18 protein-coding genes and 1 pseudogene are annotated in these 17,972 nt (G+C 65.9%); 13 read left to right on the top strand and 6 right to left on the bottom strand.

The annotated features are described in order from the left end of the window. The first annotated feature begins 35 nt into the window (after positions 1 to 35). Positions 36 to 904 (top strand): annotated as a pseudogene (locus H7J93_RS18725) (type IV toxin-antitoxin system AbiEi family antitoxin). A gap of 33 nt (positions 905 to 937) precedes the next feature. On the opposite strand, the gene H7J93_RS18720 reads toward H7J93_RS18725, so the two are convergent. Beyond that, a complete protein-coding gene (locus tag H7J93_RS18720) occupies positions 938 to 2,155 on the bottom strand; it encodes an acetyl-CoA C-acetyltransferase (protein ID WP_267307778.1) in 1,218 nt (405 codons plus the stop codon). Between the two features lie 32 nt (positions 2,156 to 2,187). Next, positions 2,188 to 3,156: an SGNH/GDSL hydrolase family protein gene (locus H7J93_RS18715; protein WP_267307777.1), complete on the bottom strand. Its 969-nt coding sequence runs from the start codon at positions 3,154 to 3,156 to the stop codon at positions 2,188 to 2,190. A 195-nt stretch (positions 3,157 to 3,351) separates the two neighbouring features. Here H7J93_RS18715 and H7J93_RS18710 point away from each other — a divergent pair, with 195 nt between their 5' ends. The 6 genes from H7J93_RS18710 (at position 3,352) to H7J93_RS18685 (ending at position 9,425) form a co-directional block, all read left to right on the top strand. Then, positions 3,352 to 4,413: an alpha/beta hydrolase fold domain-containing protein gene (locus H7J93_RS18710; RefSeq protein WP_267307776.1), complete on the top strand. Its 1,062-nt coding sequence runs from the start codon at positions 3,352 to 3,354 to the stop codon at positions 4,411 to 4,413. A 43-nt stretch (positions 4,414 to 4,456) separates the two neighbouring features. Next, positions 4,457 to 5,851 carry a cystathionine beta-synthase gene (locus H7J93_RS18705; protein ID WP_267307775.1) on the top strand — a complete coding sequence of 465 codons (1,395 nt, stop codon included), beginning with the start codon at positions 4,457 to 4,459 and terminating at the stop codon, positions 5,849 to 5,851. A 176-nt stretch (positions 5,852 to 6,027) separates the two neighbouring features. Further along, positions 6,028 to 6,378 (top strand): CD225/dispanin family protein, encoded by a 351-nt coding sequence (locus H7J93_RS18700; protein ID WP_267307774.1) that lies wholly within the window; start codon positions 6,028 to 6,030, stop codon positions 6,376 to 6,378. A gap of 236 nt (positions 6,379 to 6,614) precedes the next feature. Then, positions 6,615 to 7,559, top strand: coding sequence for a DUF2189 domain-containing protein (locus H7J93_RS18695; protein WP_267307773.1), 945 nt, complete (start codon positions 6,615 to 6,617; stop codon positions 7,557 to 7,559). Positions 7,560 to 7,678: 119 nt separating this feature from the next. Continuing rightward, on the top strand, positions 7,679 to 8,212 hold the full coding sequence (locus H7J93_RS18690; protein WP_267307772.1) for an RDD family protein: 534 nt from the start codon (positions 7,679 to 7,681) through the stop codon (positions 8,210 to 8,212). A gap of 49 nt (positions 8,213 to 8,261) precedes the next feature. Beyond that, on the top strand, positions 8,262 to 9,425 hold the full coding sequence (locus tag H7J93_RS18685; RefSeq protein ID WP_267307771.1) for a cystathionine gamma-synthase: 1,164 nt from the start codon (positions 8,262 to 8,264) through the stop codon (positions 9,423 to 9,425). On the opposite strand, the gene H7J93_RS18680 is transcribed toward H7J93_RS18685, so the two are convergent. The 3 genes from H7J93_RS18680 to H7J93_RS18670 form a co-directional block, all read right to left on the bottom strand. After that, a complete protein-coding gene (locus H7J93_RS18680) occupies positions 9,417 to 10,079 on the bottom strand; it encodes a GOLPH3/VPS74 family protein (RefSeq protein WP_267307770.1) in 663 nt (220 codons plus the stop codon). The genes H7J93_RS18685 and H7J93_RS18680 overlap by 9 nt on opposite strands. Before the next feature lie 38 nt (positions 10,080 to 10,117). Further along, positions 10,118 to 10,612 (bottom strand): transcription elongation factor GreA, encoded by a 495-nt coding sequence (gene greA, locus H7J93_RS18675; protein WP_267307769.1) that lies wholly within the window; start codon positions 10,610 to 10,612, stop codon positions 10,118 to 10,120. A gap of 252 nt (positions 10,613 to 10,864) precedes the next feature. Continuing rightward, complete coding sequence (locus H7J93_RS18670) at positions 10,865 to 11,284, bottom strand: DUF4307 domain-containing protein (RefSeq protein WP_267307768.1); 420 nt, start codon at positions 11,282 to 11,284, stop codon at positions 10,865 to 10,867. Between the two features lie 125 nt (positions 11,285 to 11,409). Here H7J93_RS18670 and mca point away from each other — a divergent pair, with 125 nt between their 5' ends. The 4 genes from mca to H7J93_RS18650 are packed head-to-tail and all read left to right on the top strand — an operon-like array spanning position 11,410 to position 14,887. Continuing rightward, positions 11,410 to 12,282 carry a mycothiol conjugate amidase Mca gene (gene mca / locus H7J93_RS18665; RefSeq protein WP_267307854.1) on the top strand — a complete coding sequence of 291 codons (873 nt, stop codon included), beginning with the start codon at positions 11,410 to 11,412 and terminating at the stop codon, positions 12,280 to 12,282. Next, positions 12,279 to 12,509: a hypothetical protein gene (locus H7J93_RS18660; RefSeq protein WP_267307767.1), complete on the top strand. Its 231-nt coding sequence runs from the start codon at positions 12,279 to 12,281 to the stop codon at positions 12,507 to 12,509. Before mca ends, H7J93_RS18660 begins: the two co-directional genes overlap by 4 nt. Further along, entirely contained in the window at positions 12,493 to 14,505 is a 2,013-nt protein-coding gene (locus H7J93_RS18655; protein WP_267307766.1) for a thioredoxin domain-containing protein, read from the top strand. Before H7J93_RS18660 ends, H7J93_RS18655 begins: the two co-directional genes overlap by 17 nt. Before the next feature lie 10 nt (positions 14,506 to 14,515). Then, the gene (locus tag H7J93_RS18650; RefSeq protein ID WP_267307765.1) at positions 14,516 to 14,887 is read left to right on the top strand and encodes a nuclear transport factor 2 family protein; all 372 of its coding nucleotides are present in this window, start codon (positions 14,516 to 14,518) and stop codon (positions 14,885 to 14,887) included. Between the two features lie 54 nt (positions 14,888 to 14,941). Here the strand turns inward: H7J93_RS18650 and trhA are convergent, their stop codons facing one another. Beyond that, positions 14,942 to 15,697 (bottom strand): PAQR family membrane homeostasis protein TrhA, encoded by a 756-nt coding sequence (gene trhA, locus H7J93_RS18645; protein ID WP_267307764.1) that lies wholly within the window; start codon positions 15,695 to 15,697, stop codon positions 14,942 to 14,944. Positions 15,698 to 15,729: 32 nt separating this feature from the next. Here trhA and H7J93_RS18640 point away from each other — a divergent pair, with 32 nt between their 5' ends. Together H7J93_RS18640 and H7J93_RS18635 are read left to right on the top strand one after the other, a co-directional pair. Then, on the top strand, positions 15,730 to 16,521 hold the full coding sequence (locus H7J93_RS18640; protein WP_267307763.1) for a (2Z,6E)-farnesyl diphosphate synthase: 792 nt from the start codon (positions 15,730 to 15,732) through the stop codon (positions 16,519 to 16,521). A 15-nt stretch (positions 16,522 to 16,536) separates the two neighbouring features. Then, the gene (locus H7J93_RS18635) at positions 16,537 to 17,889 is read left to right on the top strand and encodes a hypothetical protein (RefSeq protein WP_267307762.1); all 1,353 of its coding nucleotides are present in this window, start codon (positions 16,537 to 16,539) and stop codon (positions 17,887 to 17,889) included. Positions 17,890 to 17,972 lie beyond the last annotated feature (83 nt).

Genomic DNA, 17,972 nt, shown 5'->3' with positions numbered 1-17,972 from the left:
CAGTTTCGAAGTCGCGAAAGCGCGAGAGTCGCAACATGACGACTCTCAAGTGGCCGTTCGTGGGCAGCGAAGCCATCGCCAACGGTCTCGTCAAGAAGCATCAACTGCGGTCGCGGTTCCGTGCAGAATTCCCAGATGTTTACGTGCCGACGGATGTCGCGCTGACGTTGCGTCAGCGTGCAGTCGCGGGATGGCTGTGGTCACATCGAGAGGGCGTAATCGCCGGGTTGACGGCGTCGGCCCTACACGGCGCGAACTGGGTCGACGAGACAAACCCCATCGAGCTGGTGTGGCACAACGCTCGTCGGCCTCGCGGTCTGCGGACATACGACACGAGGCTTCATGCCGACGAATTCGGTGTCTACAACGGACTCCCGTCACCACCCCCGAGCGCACGGCATTCGACATCGGACGTCGCGGTCGACTCGGCGAGGCTGTCGCGCGTCTGGATGCACTGGCCAACGCGACCGGCATATCGGCCCTAGATGTGCTTGCAGTTGCGCGAAAACACCGCGGTGCTCGCAACCTGCGTCAGCTCGAGGAAGCACTCGATCTCATGGACAACGGGGCCGAGTCGCCGAAGGAAACCTGGCTGCGGCTGTTGGTGATTCGCGCGGGCTACCCGCGACCTCGCACGCAGATTCGACTGCTCAGCCTCGAGGGCCGTCGGACTTACTACCTCGATATGGGGTGGGAAGACCGCCAGCTGGCTCTTGAATACGACGGAGAGCAGCACCGCAACGACGCCGAAATCTATGCCAAGGACATTCAGCGATCAGAAGATATCGCCGAACTCGGCTGGACGCGGCTCAGAGTTGTCAAAGCGAACCGTGCCGTCGATGTGCTGCGGCGTCTTGACCGCGTGTGGCGATCGAGACTGTTGTCAGATCGCGAAATTTCGTGAAATCGCGATCTGTCAGCAGTCTCGGCGGAAGAACTAGGAGAGGCGCTCCACTACCATCGCCATACCCTGCCCACCGCCGACGCACATCGACTCGATGCCGAACGTCTTGTCATATGTCGCAAGGTTATTCAGCAGCGTCGCCGTAATGCGCGCGCCCGTCATACCGAACGGATGCCCCAGCGCGATCGCACCACCCGACACGTTGAGCTTGTCTTCGTCGATGCCGAGTTCCCGCGCGGACCCGAGCACCTGCACCGCGAACGCCTCATTGATCTCGACCAGGTCGATGTCGGAAATCGTCTTGCCCGCCTTGGCCAATGCCTTGCGGATCGCCTCGATCGGACCCAGACCCATGATCTCCGGCGACAATCCGCTCACGCCCGTCGACACGATGCGCGCCAACGGCGTCAGACCCAACTCCTTGGCCTTGGTATCGCTCATGATGACGACCGCGGCCGCACCGTCGTTCAGCGGACACGCGTTGCCCGCGGTGATCGTGCCGTTGGGCCGGAAGACGGGCTTCAGCTGAGACACGGCCTCGTACGTGGTGCCCGCGCGCGGGCCGTCGTCAGTCGTCACGGTGGTGCCATCGGGCAGCTTCACGGGGACGATCTCCCGCTCGAAGAAGCCGCTCTTGATGGCGTCTTCGGCGCGATTCTGCGACCGCACGCCCCAGTGGTCCTGATCCTCGCGGCTGATGCCGGTGTAGTTGGCGACGTTCTCGGCGGTCTGACCCATCGCGATGTACACGTCGGGCAGCAGGCCGTCCTCGCGCGGATCGTGCCACTCGTCGGCGCCCTCGGCCTGCTTGGCCGTTCGCGCCTGGGCCTCGTCGAAGACCGGATTCTTCGAATTCGGTGCGCCGTCGGCGGCGCCGATGCCGAATCGCGACACCGTCTCGACACCGGCAGAGATGAACACGTCGCCTTCCCCGGCCTTGATCGCGTGGAACGCCATCCGGGTGGTCTGCAGCGACGACGAGCAGTAGCGGTTGACCGTGGTGCCGGGCAGGAAGTCGTAGCCGAGTTCGACGGCCACGGCCCGCGCGATGTTGTAGCCAGCCTCACCTGCGGGCTGCGCGCAGCCCATCATGAGGTCGTCGATGTCCTTGGGATCCAGCGACGGGACCTTGTCCAATACCGCCCGAACCATCTGCGCTGCCAAGTCATCGGGGCGCATCGTGGCGAGCGATCCCTTGACGGCGCGGCCGATCGGCGAGCGTGCAGTGGCGACGATAACGGCTTCAGCCATGAGAACTCCTTGATTTGACGGCTAGAAGCAACCTAGCTCGCCTGCACGACCACGGGTGCGGGGACCCCGGTCGAGCGGCGCCACAGCCTGCTGACGTTGCCGACGCGAGTCAGCAAGGAGCCGCCCTCGGCATGTCGCGGCTCCAGCGCATCTTCGGGCTGGGCCCCATCGATGTACTCGCCCAACGCATTACACAGCGCGGGCAGTAACTGCTTGGCCGCCAATGCGTAACCGGCCGCCGACGGATGGAACATGTCGTCGCTGAAGAGTTCGTGTGGAGCCTTGCGGAACTCGGGCGCGAGGAGATCAGCGAACGGAACAGGAACCCCACCCGCGGCGCGTACGGCCGACGTCTGCGCCCGTGCCAGTCGCAACCCACGACTGCGCGCGACCATGCGCAGCGGCTGGGGGATCGCTGTGATCACGCCGAAATCCGGACATGTCCCGACCACGACGACTGTGCCGCTGGCCCGCAACCGCTCGACGGCCCTGCCCAGCCTCCGCGCCGACGGCCCAATGCCGTTGGGACGGGTGATGTCGTTCGCCCCGATCATGATGACCGCTGCATCCGGCGGGGGACCGGCGACGAACATGGCGTCGATCTGCCCGGAAAGACCTTTCGACGTCGCCCCCACGATCGCCTTTGTGCTCAGTCTGATTTGCTCCCCTGACACTTCGGCGAGTCCGCGGGCGAGGAGGACACCGGGCACTTCGTCGGCGCTCTGGCAGCCGTAACCGGTGGCGGTGGAGTCGCCGAAAACCATCAAATGCAGGCCGAACGGTACGTCGCGGTGCCACCGCTCCACGGGGCCGCCGCCGGGGTGATAGACGCCGTCAGCGCGCGGGGGAACGTCCCAAGCCTTCGGGATGACGCGGCGGGCTTTGTCGGCCTGCCCGGTCAACAGGTTGCGGGCCCCGACGTACGCGGAGCCCGACGATGCGAGCGTGGCCGCGGCCGCCAGGGCGATTTTCGTCGTCCGACGCGGTGCACGAATGCCCACGCGATTAGTTTAGAAGGGATTTTCTGGGATATCAGTGTGGCGACATGTGTCAACGGATCACATTGCGGTATCAAGTCCGGTATCGAAATCGAATCGTTGATTGTTGAAAGCACTAGAGCCTGTCAAGCTAAGGTATCGGTAGCGCTGAAGCAAACGGCGAGCCCGGGCTCTACAAAGGCGTAGGAAGTGGTGGCGATGACGGCACCCCGCAAGGTAGCCAAGGCACCTGACTTTGGCGTAATGCCTGCTAAAGGACATAAACCGCGCAAGTTTCCGGTCAGCGATGGCGCTCCTGTCGAGGTGGTCGAGGACGGCCCAAGCCTGGCAGGACGGCTCACTTCTCTGGCGGCCCTGCTAACTATTCGACCGACTCTAGCTATCGGCAGCTATGCTCCGCGCCTGCCGTGGCCCTGGGGTTTGGTCGACATGGTTTCGCGAGTCATGCGTCCTCCGGTCGGCACGGTCCGAGCCACGATTTCTTTGCCAAGATGCACCGCGCAGTTGGTTCGCGCCCCCGGCGTGCTGCCCGCCGACGGTAAGCGCGGGGTGATCCTCTACTTGCACGGCGGTGCCTTCCTCACGTGCGGTGTGAACTCCCACGGCCGTCTCGTGACGGCGCTGTCCGGATACGCCGACTGTCCGGTCCTGGTCGCCAACTACCGGATGATCCCCAAGCATTCCGTCGGCCAGGCGCTCGAAGACTGCTACGACGCCTACAAGTGGCTGCGCCTGAAGGGCTACGAACCCAACCAGATCGTGCTGGCGGGCGATTCCGCCGGTGGATACCTGGCGTTGGCGCTCGCCGAGAAGCTTCAGCGCGAGGGCCTGGAAGGCGAAATCCCGGCCGCGATGGTGACGATGTCGCCGCTGTTCGAGATCGACAACGAGACCCGAGCCAACCACCCGAACATCCACAGCGACGCGATGTTCCCCCCGCGTGCGTTCTATGCGCTGGTAGACCTGGTCCGCGAGGCGGCCGGCCGGCACATGGTCGACGGAAAACCCGAAGACGTGTACGAACCGCTCGACCACATCGAACCCGGCCTGCCGCGCACATTGATCCATGTGTCCGGCTCCGAAGTGCTGGTCAGCGACGCGCGCAAGGCGGCTCGACGGCTTGCCGCCGCAGGTGTTCCCGTCGAGGTCCACGTCTGGCCGGGCCAGATGCACGTCTTCCAACTCGCGGCTCCGATGGTGTCCGAGGCGACGCGGTCGCTGCGCCAGATCGGCGACTACATCCGCGAAGCCACCTGGTAACCCTCACCTGGTATGCCGGTTCGGCGCCTGACACGATGGAGTCATGCGCATCGCCAGGCACGTCAGTGAGCTCATCGGCAATACCCCTCTGGTACAGCTGAACTCCGTCGTCCCCGAAGGCGCAGGCACCGTCGCCGCCAAGATCGAGTACCTCAATCCCGGCGGCAGCTCCAAAGACCGCATCGCCATCAAGATGATCGACGCCGCCGAGCAGAGTGGCGAGCTCAAACCCGGTGGCACCATCGTCGAGCCGACGTCGGGAAATACCGGGGTGGGGCTGGCGCTGGTGGCGCAGCAGCGGGGCTACAAGTGCATCTTCGTCTGCCCTGACAAGGTCAGCGAGGACAAGCAGAACGTGTTGCGCGCGTACGGCGCCGACGTCGTCGTGTGCCCGACGGCGGTACCACCGGATCACCCGGACAGCTACTACAGCGTCTCCAACCGACTGGTCGAGGAGATCGACGGCGCATGGAAGCCCGACCAGTACTCGAACCCGATGGGTCCCGAGAGCCACTACGAGACGACCGGTCCCGAGGTGTGGGCGGACACCGACGGCAAGGTCACGCATTTCGTCGCCGGAGTCGGCACCGGCGGAACCATCACCGGCGCTGGGCGCTACCTCAAGGAGGTGTCCGGCGGAAAGGTCAGGATCGTCGGCGTCGACCCTGAGGGATCGGTCTACTCGGGCGGCACTGGGCGGCCGTACCTGGTGGAAGGTGTGGGGGAGGACTTCTGGCCGTCCGCCTACGATCCCGGCGTCCCGGACGAGATCATCGCCGTGTCCGACGCCGATTCGTTCGAGATGACGCGTCGGCTCGCGCGCGAAGAAGCGCTGTTGGTCGGCGGATCGTGCGGTATGGCCGTCGTCGCGGCGATCAGGGTCGCGGAGAAAGCCGGCCCCGACGCACTGGTGGTCGTCCTGCTTCCCGATGGCGGAAGAGGTTATCTGTCAAAGGTTTTCAACGACGCGTGGATGTCCTCGTATGGATTCCTGCGGACCCGGCTCGACGGTTCGGTGGAGGAGAACACCGTCGGCGAGGTGCTACGAGGTAAGTCCGGCGCGTTGCCGGACCTGGTACACACCCACCCGTCGGAAACCGTGCGCGACGCGATCGGCATCCTGCGGGAGTACGGCGTCTCCCAGATGCCGGTGGTGGGCGCCGAGCCGCCGGTGATGGCGGGCGAAGTCGCAGGCAGCGTCTCGGAGCGCGAACTGCTGTCCGCCGTCTTCGAGGGCAGGGCAAAGCTGGCCGACGCGGTGTCGCAGCACATGAGTCCGCCGCTGCCGTTGATCGGGGCGGGAGAACTCGTCAGCACCGCGGCGAAGGCACTGCGCGAATGCGATGCCGTGATGGTCGTCGAAGAGGGCAAGCCGGTTGGCGTCCTCACCCGCCACGACCTACTCGGATTCCTTTCGGACGGAAACAACCGTCGGTAACGACTTACGGGGCCTGGCAAACAATTTGGCGAGCCAGCCGCCGATGTGACAGTTACCAGCGCATTTCGCCATTTCGCCACGTGATCAACTTCCGCACATAAACCGCTGCACGAAGCCACTTCTCAGGTATCGTAAGCACGCTCGTTACCAGCTAAGACGTTGACTGGAAGGCGCACATGACCGATCAACCGCCACCGCCCCCTGGGAATTACCCTCCTCCGCCACCGCCGAGTGGCGGCACGCCACCGCCACCTCCTGGCGGAGCCGCGGGTCCACCGAACAACAACCTGGTCTGGGGCATCCTGGTGACGGTGTTGTGCTGTCTGCCGCTTGGCATCGTGTCGATCGTGAAATCCACCCAGGTCTCCGGTCTATGGGCCCAGGGGCGTGCCGCGGAAGCGCAGCAGGCGGCCGATGATGCCAAGAAGTGGGCGATCTGGGGCGCGATCGCGGGCGTCATCGTCTTCGTCATCGTCGTCATCTTCAATCTGATCGTCGGCTTCAGCGCGACATCCACTTACTCCTAGCGCTTTACAGACGAATGCGACTGACGCGGAACCGAGTGGCGCGAACGCCCTCGGTTCCGCTGCGTTCATGTCGATCACGACGTTCAAGTCAGGTGGACAACCGCAGGGGGTGACTTGATACACCGTCGGCAACCCGCCGCCATTTGACCCGTGGCACAAGGGATTTGGTTCGTCGTCACCTTGCGCCGATGGTGCAACCCAAAGTCATCGAACAGTCTCGAAAGGAATGACACACCATGAGTGATCAACCGCCTCCACCCCCGCCTCCGCCGGGTGGCAACTACCCGCCCCCGCCCCCGCCCGGTGGGAACTACCCACCACCGCCGCCACCGCCTCCGCCGGGTGGCAACTATCCGCCGCCCCCACCGCCGCCTCCGCCAGGTGGGAGCTATCCGCCCCCTGGCGGCTACCCGCCGCCGCAGCAAGGGGGTTACCCGCCGGCCGGTGGATATCCGCCCGCAGGGCCGGGTTACCCTGCCGCGCAATCGTTTAACGTCAGCGAGGCGTTCTCCTGGGCTTGGAACAAGTTCACCCAGAACGCCGCGGCACTCATCGTTCCTGCGCTGGTGTACGGACTCATCGTCGGCGTCATCGCCGGCGCCACCTACGGACTGGCGTTCGCGCTCGCACCGGAAACCACCTACGAGTCCTACGGTTACAGCGTCAGCTACGAGGCGAGCTTCGGCTTCATGAGCTTCCTCGTCCTGTTCCTCGGCTACCTCGTCCTGATGGTGGTGGCGGCGGCGATCCAATCCGCTTATCTCAGTGGTCTTTTGGATATCGCCAACGGTCAACCGGTGACCATCGGGTCGTTCTTCAAGCCGCGCAACACAGTCAGCGTGATCATCGCGACGCTGATCATCGGCGTCGCATCCGCTATCGGGTCGTTCTGCGCGATCATCGGTCTCGTCATCGGCATCTTCACGATCTTCACCACGGTGATCATCGTCGATCGCAACGAGTCGCCGGTCGATGCGATCAAGCACAGCATCGACATCACCAAGAACAACTTCGTCCAGGTGCTTCTCATCTGGCTGGTGGCCGGAGTTATCGCGGTCGTCGGTGCGCTGGTCTGCCTGGTCGGCCTGCTCGTCGCCATCCCGGTGTCCGCGCTGTTCCTGGTCTACGCGTACCGGTACCTCACCAACGGCCACATCGCGCCGGTGGCGCAGACGCAGTAGTCGCTGAAGGGCCCGGCCTGCGCGAGTTCGCGCGGGCCGGGTCCCAGCAAGTTGTCGCGTCGTCGCGATCACCGCCGTAAGCTGCGAGCAGTCGCGATGTATCGACAGTAGGGGCAAACGTGACCAGTCAGCAGGTACCGCCGCCTTCGGGCGACTTCGCCCAGGGTCCTACGCCAGGGCACACCGCGGATGCGAGCAACTACACGCCGTGGTTCACCCGGGTGGTCGCATACGTGATCGACAGCATCCCGGTCTACCTTCTCGCTGCGATCGGCGGCATCGTCCTGGCCACGTTCCAGAAGGTGGAGACGGTCTGCGTGTACGACGTGTGCGCAACCGGGAACAACGGGCCGTCCACGACGGCGTGGATCATCTTCTCGGTGTGCATACTCATCGCCGTGCTGTTCTCCCTGTGGAATTTCGTGGTGCGACAAGGTAAGACAGGCTCGAGCATCGGCAAGCAGGTGATGAAGTTCAAGGTCGTCGACGAGCAGACGCAGCAGCCGATCGGAGTTGCGAAGTCGTTCCTCCGCCAGATCGCGCACGGCGTGGACGCCATCATCTGCTACATCGGGTTCCTGTTCCCACTGTGGGACGCCAAGCGTCAGACCATCGCCGACAAGCTGATGAAGACCGTCTGCGTGCCGCTGTAGGTCGGTGCAGTTCGGTAGCCCTACGCGCCCGTCGCTACCCTGATCGGTGATGACTGATCAGCACCAGTGGCAAGGGCTCGCCACCAAGGCCATTCACGCAGGTTTTCGCCCCGATCCGGCGACCGGCGCCGTTAACGCACCCATCTACGCCAGTTCGACCTTCGCCCAGGACGGTGTCGGCGGGCTGCGCGGTGGATTCGAGTACGCCCGCACCGGCAATCCGACCCGCGCCGCGTTGGAGGCGTCGCTGGCCGCCGTCGAGGCTGCTGCGTACGGGCGGGCGTTCTCCTCGGGCATGGCCGCCACCGACTGTGCGCTGCGCGCCGTGCTGCGGCCCGGCGATCACGTCGTGATCCCCGACGACGCCTACGGGGGGACGTTTCGTCTCATCGACAAGGTGTTCACGCTGTGGGGCATCAACTACACCGCGGTGTCGCTGGCCGACCTCGACGCGGTCCGGGCCGCGGTCACGCCGCAGACCCGGTTGATCTGGGTGGAGACGCCGACCAACCCGCTGCTGTCCATCGCCGACATCGCCGGAATCGCCGAGATCGCGGCGGCGCCCGAGGGGCCAAGAGCAAAGGTGTTGGTGGACAACACGTTTGCCTCGCCTGCACTGCAACGGCCCCTGACACTCGGCGCGGACATCGTGCTGCACTCGACGACCAAGTACATCGGGGGCCATTCCGACGTCGTCGGCGGTGCACTGCTGACCAGCGACGAAGAACTCGATACCGCGTTCGCCTTCCTGCAGAACGGTGCAGGTGGGGTCCCGGGACCGTTCGACGCGTACCTCACGATGCGCGGGCTCAAGACCCTGGTTCTGCGGATGCGCCAGCATTCCGAAAACGCCACCCTGGTCGCCGAATTCCTCGCCAATCACCCGGCGATCGAGACCGTGTTGTATCCGGGACTGCCGAATCACCCCGGCCACGCCGTCGCCGCCAAGCAGATGAGCGGGTTCGGCGGCATGGTCTCGGTGCGGATGCGCGGCGGTGTCGACGCGGCCCGCAAGTTGTGCGCGAGGACCGAGATCTTCATCCTCGCCGAGTCGCTGGGCGGGGTGGAGTCGCTGATCGAGCACCCGGGCGCGATGACGCATGCGTCGACGGCTGGTTCCCAGCTGGAGGTTCCCGACGACCTCGTCCGCCTTTCGGTGGGTATCGAGGATTCGGCGGACCTGCTCGCCGACCTGGAGCAGGCGCTAGCGTAACGCCTGCCGCAGCGCTGACGCGGTGACCGCCAGATTCACTTCAGGCAGCGCCGTCGAATACTCGTCAACCCAACTGCCGCTGGCGATTTCGCCTGCCCGGGCGTGTACCGACCGCCAGCCCCGGTCGTTGAGGGACAACAGCGCGCCCAACCCGTCGACGGCGTGCAGCAGCGTGATGATCGCCGCGGTGGACGGTGTCGGCGGCCGCCGGTCGAACAGCGCGGCCAGCAGTGCCGAGCGGGATTGCCCGACCCGGTCGCGGTTCGTCAGCGGCCACGCGTACGGATGCGTGAATCGTGTGGACTGCAACCGAATACGCCGGATTTCGCCGATCCGCTCGAGATGGTGCGTGACGTCATCCTCGGTGTGCTTGGCCAGCTTCTTGAGGGCGACCGCCGGGCGCAGCGGCCGCCGCTCGAGTAACGCAAACGCCGGCTGGGCAACAGGATCCACCGCGCCGGGCACCGCAAGGGCGATCAGCCGACCGGGTTCGACCGCGTCCTCGGCCATCGCGGGGCGGATTCGGCACGCGTGGGCCAGGTCGAGCAGCACCGCGGCCGCCAACACCCGCTCGCGCCGCTGACGTTCCAACGCCGGCTGGGCCGACGCATTGTCGAGCAGCAGCAGAAGAAGGTCCTCGGCGATCTTCGCCATAGTGCGGACTGTAGTGCGAAGGCCCCGAGGGCCCCGCCTCAGGAGTGGTACGGCTCAGCGCTGAGGAGCGTCACCTTGACGGTGTTGCCGTTGGGAATGGTGTAGGTCCGGACTTCGCCGACCTTCGCGTCGATCAGCGCTTCGCCCAGCGGCGACTTCGGCGAGTACACCTCGAGCTTGCCGTCGGTGATGCCCTCCTGGCGGGTGGCGATCAGGAAGGTCTCGGTGTCGTTCTTGTCGTCGCCGTACTGCACCTTCACCACCGAGCCGGGCAGCGCCACGCCGGATTGCTTGGGCGCCTCGCCGACCTTGGCGTTGTTCAGCAGCTCCTGCAGCTGACGGATGCGGGCTTCCTCTTGACCCTGCTGTTCACGGGCGGCGTGGTAGCCGCCGTTCTCGCGCAGGTCGCCCTCTTCGCGGCGATCGTTGATCTCGGCGGCGATGACGGGTCGGTTGGCGATCAGCTGGTCGAGCTCTGCCTTCAGCCGGTCGTGTGCTTCCTCAGTCAGCCACGTGACCTGCGTGTCGGTCATGATGTCGCGCTCCTTCGTCGTTGCTCTCGCGCTTTTTCGCGTAAGAAGTCTCATGTTTCGGCGCCGGGAGCCCTTCGTGTATTGCCGCGATCGTCAACGCCTAACCAGCGCACTAAATGCAGCAATACACGGTCCCAGCGGAACCGTGTATCCGACGAGTCTAGCACCGGCAGGACAACCGTTTTTCACATATTCGCAGTTCGGCGTTTGTTGTATTTGGCTCGCGATGCGCTTTAAAGGGGTGCTGAGCTCCTAGGGAGCGACGAGATAGGGGGGCACGTCGGTACCGCATCCGTACACATCGCCCACCACCGGCGGCCGGTTGGATTTCACCACCGTCGTCACCTGCACGGTGCTCTGGGTGGACGGCGACACCAGCACTTCGCGACGACCGGTTTCGCCGCCGTCGATCGAGCGGGCCCGTACGATGCAGACCACCGGCTCAGCCGGGTTCTCCCTGGTGACGCTGACCGTCACCTCGACGGTCTCGTCGTCGAGGAGGCGGTAGCTGCTCAGTTCGCCCTCGACCGGACTACCGAATCGCCCGAAGGCGACGATCGCGACCGTCACCCCCGCCACCAGGACCAGCACGGTCAGCGCGCCGGCGATCAGGCGGCGCTGGCGGCGCGTCAGCCGCTGGCGCCCGTAGCGGGCGGTGGGACGCTCGATCATCTACTTTCATGCCCGTCGTTCGAAAGGATCTACCGGACTGGAACTATAGGGCTACTCGTAACGGTTGAAATCTCTCGAGAATGTCGACTCAAGGCATGGTCGAGACACAGATGAGGCAGAAGAGGTTGAGTGAACTGCGGCTGATGGCGGTGCACGCCCACCCGGACGACGAGTCCAGCAAGGGTGCGGCGACCACGGCACGCTACGCGGACGAGGGCGTGCGCGTCATGGTGGTCACCCTCACCGGGGGTGAGCGCGGCGACATCCTCAACCCGGCCATGGACCTGCCCGACGTACACGGCCGGATGACCGAGATCCGCCGCGACGAGATGGCGAAGGCCGCCGAGATCCTCGGCGTCGAGCACCACTGGCTCGGCTTCGTCGACTCCGGCCTGCCTGAGGGCGATCCGCCCCCGCCGCTGCCCGACGGTTGCTTCGCCGTGGTGCCCATCGAGGAGCCCGTCGAGGAGCTGGTGCGTGTCATCCGCAAGTTCCGGCCCCACGTGATGACCACCTACGACGAGAACGGCGGCTACCCGCATCCCGACCACATCCGATGCCACCAGGTGTCGGTCGCGGCGTACGAGGCGGCCGGTGACTACCGACTCTTCCCCGATGCGGGCGAACCGTGGAACGTGCTGAAGCTCTACTACAACCACGGCTTCCTGCGTAAGCGCATGCAGCTGCTCCAGGACGAGTTCGCCAAAATCGGCGAGGTTGGTCCGTTCGAGAAGTGGCTCAAACACTGGGAAGCCGACCATGACATCTTCGAGAAGCGAGTGACCACCCGCGTCGAATGCTCGAAGTATTTCGCCCAGCGGGACGACGCGCTGCGCGCCCACGCCACCCAGATCGACCCCAACGGTGACTTCTTCCGGGCACCCATCGAATGGCAGCAACGGCTTTGGCCGACAGAGGAATTCGAATTGGCGCGCTCCCGTGTACCGGTGTTCCTACCCGAGACCGACCTATTCGCAGGGATCGAGGTGGACGAATGACCGACCTCGCACTGACAGTCGTCGACCTGTTGGCACAGGACCGTGAGACCGGCCCGGAATTCGGCAAGGCCAGCCCGTTCGGCCTGCTGATCATCGTGCTGCTGTTGGTCGGCACCTTTCTGCTGGTCTGGTCGATGAACCGGCACCTACGAAAGCTTCCGAAATCGTTCGACGAGCCCGACGGCAAGGCCGACGACGACGAGAACAAGAGTGAGCCCAGCGGTTAACGCGCTCGCACGGGCCACCAGCCCGTACCTACGCCAGCACGCCGACAACCCGGTGCACTGGCAGGAGTGGTCGCCCGCAGCCCTCGTCGAGGCCGCCGAACGGGACGTGCCGATTCTGCTGTCGGTCGGTTACGCGGCCTGTCACTGGTGCCACGTGATGGCGCACGAGTCGTTCGAGGACGAGACGGTCGCCGCTGTGATGAACGAGGGCTTCGTGAACATCAAGGTCGACCGCGAGGAACGGCCCGATATCGACGCGGTCTACATGAACGCCACCGTCGCGCTGACGGGTCAGGGTGGCTGGCCGATGACGTGTTTCCTCACCCCGGACGGCCGGCCGTTCTTCTGCGGCACGTACTACCCGAAGGCCAATTTCCTGCAGCTGCTGGCCGCCGTCTCCGAGACCTGGCGGACCCGCCGTGCAGAGGTGGAAGAGACGTCCGACCACATCGCAGGCGAACTGCGGACGATGGCAAGCGGCCTACCCGGTGGTGGACCGCCGATACAGCCGGCGCTGTGCGACCATGCGGTCGCCGCGGTACTGCAGGACGAGGATCCCGTGCACGGCGGATTTCTCACCAATCAGGCTGGGGCGCCTAAGTTCCCGCCGTCGGCGTTGTTGGAGGCACTGCTACGCAGCCACGAGCGCACCGGCGATGTAATGCCTCTCGAGGTGGTCGAACGGACGTGCACGGCGATGGCCCGCGGTGGCATCTACGACCAGCTGGCCGGCGGCTTCGCCCGCTACAGCGTCGACGCCGCATGGGTCGTACCGCATTTCGAGAAGATGCTCTACGACAACGCCCTGCTGCTGCGCGCCTACGCCCACTGGGCCCGGCGTACGTCGAACCCGTTGGCGCGCAGGGTGATCGGAGAAACCGCGCGGTTCGTGATCGACGACCTGGGCGCGGACGGAATGTTCACCTCATCCCTTGACGCCGACGCCGACGGTCGCGAAGGGCTGACGTACGTGTGGACGCCCGCGCAGCTGCACGAAGTGCTCGGAGCCGACGACGCCCGTTGGGCCGCAGAGCTTTTCCGCGTCACCGACAGCGGCACCTTCGAACACGGCAGCTCGGTGCTGCAGTTGCCGAACGATCCAGACGACCTGGATCGCTTCGAACGGGTGCGTACCGCGCTGTTGGCCGCCCGGTTCAACCGTCCCCAGCCCGGCCGCGACGACAAGGTGGTCACCGCGTGGAACGGGCTGGCGATCACCGCGCTTGCAGAGGCCTCGGTAGCGCTGGATGAACCCGAATTGCTTTATGCCGCAATGCAGTGCGCGCGGTCACTCATCGATCTGCATATCGTCGACGGCCGGCTGCGTCGTACCAGCCTCGGCGGCCAGGTCGGCGATAGCGCGGCGATTCTGGAGGACCACGCCGCGCTGGCGACCGGCTTGCTCACGCTGTACCAACTGACAGGTGAGGAGCCGTGGCTGAGCACTGCCACCTGGCTGCTCGACATCGCACTCGAACATTTCGCCGACACCGCGAACGCCGGCCGCTGGTTCGACACGGCGGATGACGCTGAGGCGCTGATGGTTCGGCCTGCTGACCCGCTCGACGGGGCGACGCCGTCGGGAGCGTCGTTGATCGCGGAGGCATTGCAGCTCGCGGCGCATCTGGCGCCGGCGCACCGTGCGGACGTCTACGCGTCGGCGGCAGAGGCGACGCTGGCGAGCGCGGCGCCGATTCTGGCGCGTCTTCCGCGGTCGGGCGGGCACTGGCTGGCCGTCGCCGAAGCCGCTGTGCGCGGGCCGATTCAGATCGCAGTGGCCTGCGATCCCGTCGGCTCCGAGCTGCTGGCCGCCGCACGCCGGCTGGCGCCCGGCGGCGCGATCGTCGTCGGCGGCCCGGTGAACTCCTCGGAGTTGCTGACCGACCGCGACAGGGTGGCCGGGGCCGACGCCGCGTACGTGTGTCGCGGGCGGGCGTGTGACCTGCCGGTGACCACTGCCTCCGAACTTGCGGCCGCCCTGGGTGCGCCCGTGTAGCCTTCGGCGCATGGCCACGCCCGAAGACAACGCCAAGACCGTCAACCGCTACCTGGAGCTGGCCTCGCAGGGCCGGGCCGACGACATCGCCGAGTTGTACGCCGACGACGGCACCGTCGAGGATCCCGTCGGGGGAGAGGTCCACATCGGGCGCCAGGCGATCCGGGGCTTCTACGACAGCCTGCCGACCAACGGCGCCTCGGCCGACGTGGTCACGCTGCGCGCCCTCGGTAACGAGGTCGCGTTCTACTGGGCGCTGACCATCGATCTCGGCGAGAACAAGATGCGCATCGACATCATCAGCGTCATGACGTTCAACGAGGACGGCAAGATCGCGACCATGAAGGCCTACTGGACGCCGGAGAACATCACTCAGCTCTAGCGATTTCGGCGTGCTGGGTACCGCTCAGCGTGACTGAACACGCCGAAATCGCCATTAGAAGACGGCGAACCACATCGCGATGTAGTGACAGATCGCGGCGACCGCCGTGCACGCGTGGAAGAACTCGTGATGGCCGAACGTCGTCGGCCACGGGTTGGGCCACTTGAGGCCGTAGAGCACGCCGCCGATGCTGTAGAGCGCGCCGCCGACGATCAGCAGCACCAGTGCCGCGACGCCCGCGCCGTGCATGATCGGCCCGACGAACCACGCCGCCACCCAGCCCAACAGCAGGTACAGCGGCACCCCGACCCAGCGCGGCGCCGACGGCCAGAACATCTTGAGCAGCACGCCGGCGAGCGCGCCTGCCCAGACGATGCTGAGCAGAACCATCCCGTCGGTGCTCGGCAGGGCCAGCACGGCGAACGGTGTGTAGCTGCCCGCGATGAAGATGAAGATCATCGAGTGATCGAGGCGCTTCATCCATTTGCGGGCGGTCGCCGAGCGCCAGTTGATGCGGTGGTACGCGCCGCTGACGGCGAACATCGCGACGATCGTCAGCGTGTAGACCAGGGTCGCGATGCCCGCGCGGGTGGACACCACCGACCAGGACACCGACACCAACGCCGCACCCGCGATGAAGGCGACGATCGCCGAATAGACGTGAATCCAGCCGCGTAACCGCGGCTTTCCGATGAAATTGGTGACGCCGTCTACGACCGCTTCGGCGAAATCCTCTGCGTAGACGCGCACCGGTGGTTGCTGAGCCTCGTCGGCATCGACCTGAGCCACGATCACCTCGACTAATGCCATTGGAGTTTTCAAGGCCACAGTAGTCTGATTCGGTGGACATCATTCCTTCGCGACTCAAGGAACCGATGTACCGCCTCTACGAGATGCGGTTGCGCCAGGGGTTGGCGTCGTCAAAGTCCGAGCTACCCCGCCACATCGCGGTCCTCTGCGACGGAAATCGACGGTGGGCCCGTGATGCTGGTCACGACGACGTCAGCTACGGGTATCGGGCGGGCGCCCGCAAGATCGCCGAGATGCTGCGCTGGTGTCAGGAGGCCGGCGTCGAAATGGCCACGGTGTACCTGCTTTCCACCGAGAACCTGCAGCGCGACCCCGACGAGCTGTCGTCGCTCATCGAGATCATCACCGACGTCGTCGAGGAGATCTGCGCCCCAGCCAACAAGTGGAGCGTGCGCACCGTCGGCGATCTCGAGCTGATCGGCGAGGAGCCTGCCCGACGCCTGCGCGACGCCGTCGAGTCGACCTCCGGCAACGGCAGCGCATTCCACGTCAACGTCGCCGTGGGCTACGGCGGTCGCCAGGAGATCGTCGACGCGGTGCGCGCCCTGCTCGCCAAGGAGCTCGCCAACGGTGTGACGGGCGAGCAGCTCATCGAGGCCGTCACCGAGGAAGCCATCTCCGAGAACCTCTACACCTCGGGCCAGCCAGACCCCGACCTGGTGATCCGCACATCGGGGGAGCAGCGGTTGTCGGGGTTTCTGCTGTGGCAGAGCGCCTACTCGGAGATGTGGTTCACGGAGGCGTACTGGCCGGAGTTCCGGCGCGTGGACTTCCTGCGGGCCTTGCGCGACTACACCGCGCGTCACCGCCGCTACGGCATCTAGTGCAACACTTGAGCCATGGCTGCGCTGTCAGCGCTCGTCTTCTCGCTCAGCTGGTGGTTGGGCCTGTACCTCCTGGCCCGTGACCCGCGCAAACCCGTCCTGGTGCTCGCCGCGATCGGCCTGACGAGCTTCGCGACGGTGGTCGCACTCGACGCCATCCGCACGCTGAGTGGTTCGACCCTGCTGAGCAGCATCGAGGTGTATCTGGTCACCGTGCCGGGCATCGCATGGTTCGCGGTGCTGCTCGAGCTGTCTCGCCCCCGTGACACCTGGCGAAGCAGGGCCGCCGAAGTGGTGGCCGTGGGCGCTGTCGCGGTGGGTGCGTTCATCGGCGCGGCGATGGCGGGCGACGTCGACGGACCCGTGCGGATGGGCCACTGGGTGATGTTCGCCGTCATTTCGCTGTCCTCGCTCGGCGCGATGCTGCGCGCGGTCTTCGGGCCCTGGCAGCCGCGACCCGTCGTGGGCTACCTCATCGTGGCGACGTTGTTCTTCGCGCTGGGCAACGCGATCATCGTCATCCCGCTCGGGCTGGTGCCGAGCTGGCTGGCCCTGGCGTCGACGGGATTCGACGTCGTGCTCCTCGGCGTCGCGGTGGCGATGTGGGACGCCTTCGACGAGGGGCAGGCCCTGCGCGCGGACATGCTGCGGTCCTTCGTCGCGACGGGTGTCGTGGTCGTCTTGTTCGGCGGGCAGGCGCTGATCGGCCTGGCGGTCACCGGCCCGCAGACCGCGCTGACGGTGCTGTTGTTCAGCAGCCTGGCCATCGCGATCTCGGTCAACGTGCTGGCCGATCCGCTCGCCGGCCTGCTGGACCGGCTGGCGTTCTCCCGCTCGCCCGGACTGCGTGCCGACCGTGCCGCGTTACGACGCACAGGCGCCGCGTTGCCGCTGCGATCGACCAACCCGCTCGACGGCGTCGACGAGGACACCTTCGTCCGGCTCACGCGTCGCGCACTGGGCCACTACGGCGATCTGTCCAAGCTCGTCGCCAGCCCGCTGACCGCACTGCCCGCCATCGACGAACGCCTCGCGGCACGCGGCGCGCCCGACCAGCCGCTGGAGCGCGCCAACGAACTCAAGGCCCTGCTCGCCGATCGCATCGCCCGACTCAAGCCGCGTGACGGCGGCGAGTTCGGCACGACCGAGGAATGGCGCTACTACAACTCGCTCTACTTCCCCTATGTGGTCGGCGTCCGCGCCTATGCCCAGAACGCGACGGCGGCCGGGCTCGACCCCGTCGCGCGGCAGGCTTGGCAGTGGTTCGTCACCGAGGTGCCGCAACGGTCGTTGCACAACTGGCAGAACGCCGCGGCCCGCCTCATCGCCGCCGATCTGCGCGGCCAACTGGTGTCCGCGCAAGATTAGTTTCATGCCCCTGACCTGCGGTTGGCAGTAGCTGGCAGCGTCTGGCGTCGATCTGGCAGTGGCATCTGCGCAGTGTCGATGTC

It is taken from the genome of Mycobacterium barrassiae (assembly GCF_025822765.1).
Taxonomy (GTDB): Bacteria; Actinomycetota; Actinomycetes; order Mycobacteriales; family Mycobacteriaceae; genus Mycobacterium; species Mycobacterium barrassiae.
This window is presented reverse-complemented; position numbering and strand designations above follow the sequence as displayed.

Bases quoted from the DNA above. Each gene is read 5' to 3' on its own strand.
- H7J93_RS18635 (WP_267307762.1), top strand. From the start codon at position 16,537: ATGGCTGCGCTGTCAGCGCTCGTCTTCTCGCTCAGCTGGTGGTTGGGC.
- H7J93_RS18660 (WP_267307767.1), top strand. From the start codon at position 12,279: ATGACCGACCTCGCACTGACAGTCGTCGACCTGTTGGCACAGGACCGT.
- H7J93_RS18705 (WP_267307775.1), top strand. From the start codon at position 4,457: ATGCGCATCGCCAGGCACGTCAGTGAGCTCATCGGCAATACCCCTCTG.
- H7J93_RS18695 (WP_267307773.1), top strand. From the start codon at position 6,615: ATGAGTGATCAACCGCCTCCACCCCCGCCTCCGCCGGGTGGCAACTAC.
- H7J93_RS18700 (WP_267307774.1), top strand. From the start codon at position 6,028: ATGACCGATCAACCGCCACCGCCCCCTGGGAATTACCCTCCTCCGCCA.
- H7J93_RS18680 (WP_267307770.1), bottom strand. From the start codon at position 10,079: ATGGCGAAGATCGCCGAGGACCTTCTTCTGCTGCTGCTCGACAATGCG.
- H7J93_RS18710 (WP_267307776.1), top strand. From the start codon at position 3,352: ATGACGGCACCCCGCAAGGTAGCCAAGGCACCTGACTTTGGCGTAATG.
- H7J93_RS18650 (WP_267307765.1), top strand. From the start codon at position 14,516: ATGGCCACGCCCGAAGACAACGCCAAGACCGTCAACCGCTACCTGGAG.
- H7J93_RS18685 (WP_267307771.1), top strand. From the start codon at position 8,262: ATGACTGATCAGCACCAGTGGCAAGGGCTCGCCACCAAGGCCATTCAC.
- H7J93_RS18720 (WP_267307778.1), bottom strand. From the start codon at position 2,155: ATGGCTGAAGCCGTTATCGTCGCCACTGCACGCTCGCCGATCGGCCGC.
- trhA (WP_267307764.1), bottom strand. From the start codon at position 15,697: ATGGCATTAGTCGAGGTGATCGTGGCTCAGGTCGATGCCGACGAGGCT.
- H7J93_RS18670 (WP_267307768.1), bottom strand. From the start codon at position 11,284: ATGATCGAGCGTCCCACCGCCCGCTACGGGCGCCAGCGGCTGACGCGC.
- greA (WP_267307769.1), bottom strand. From the start codon at position 10,612: ATGACCGACACGCAGGTCACGTGGCTGACTGAGGAAGCACACGACCGG.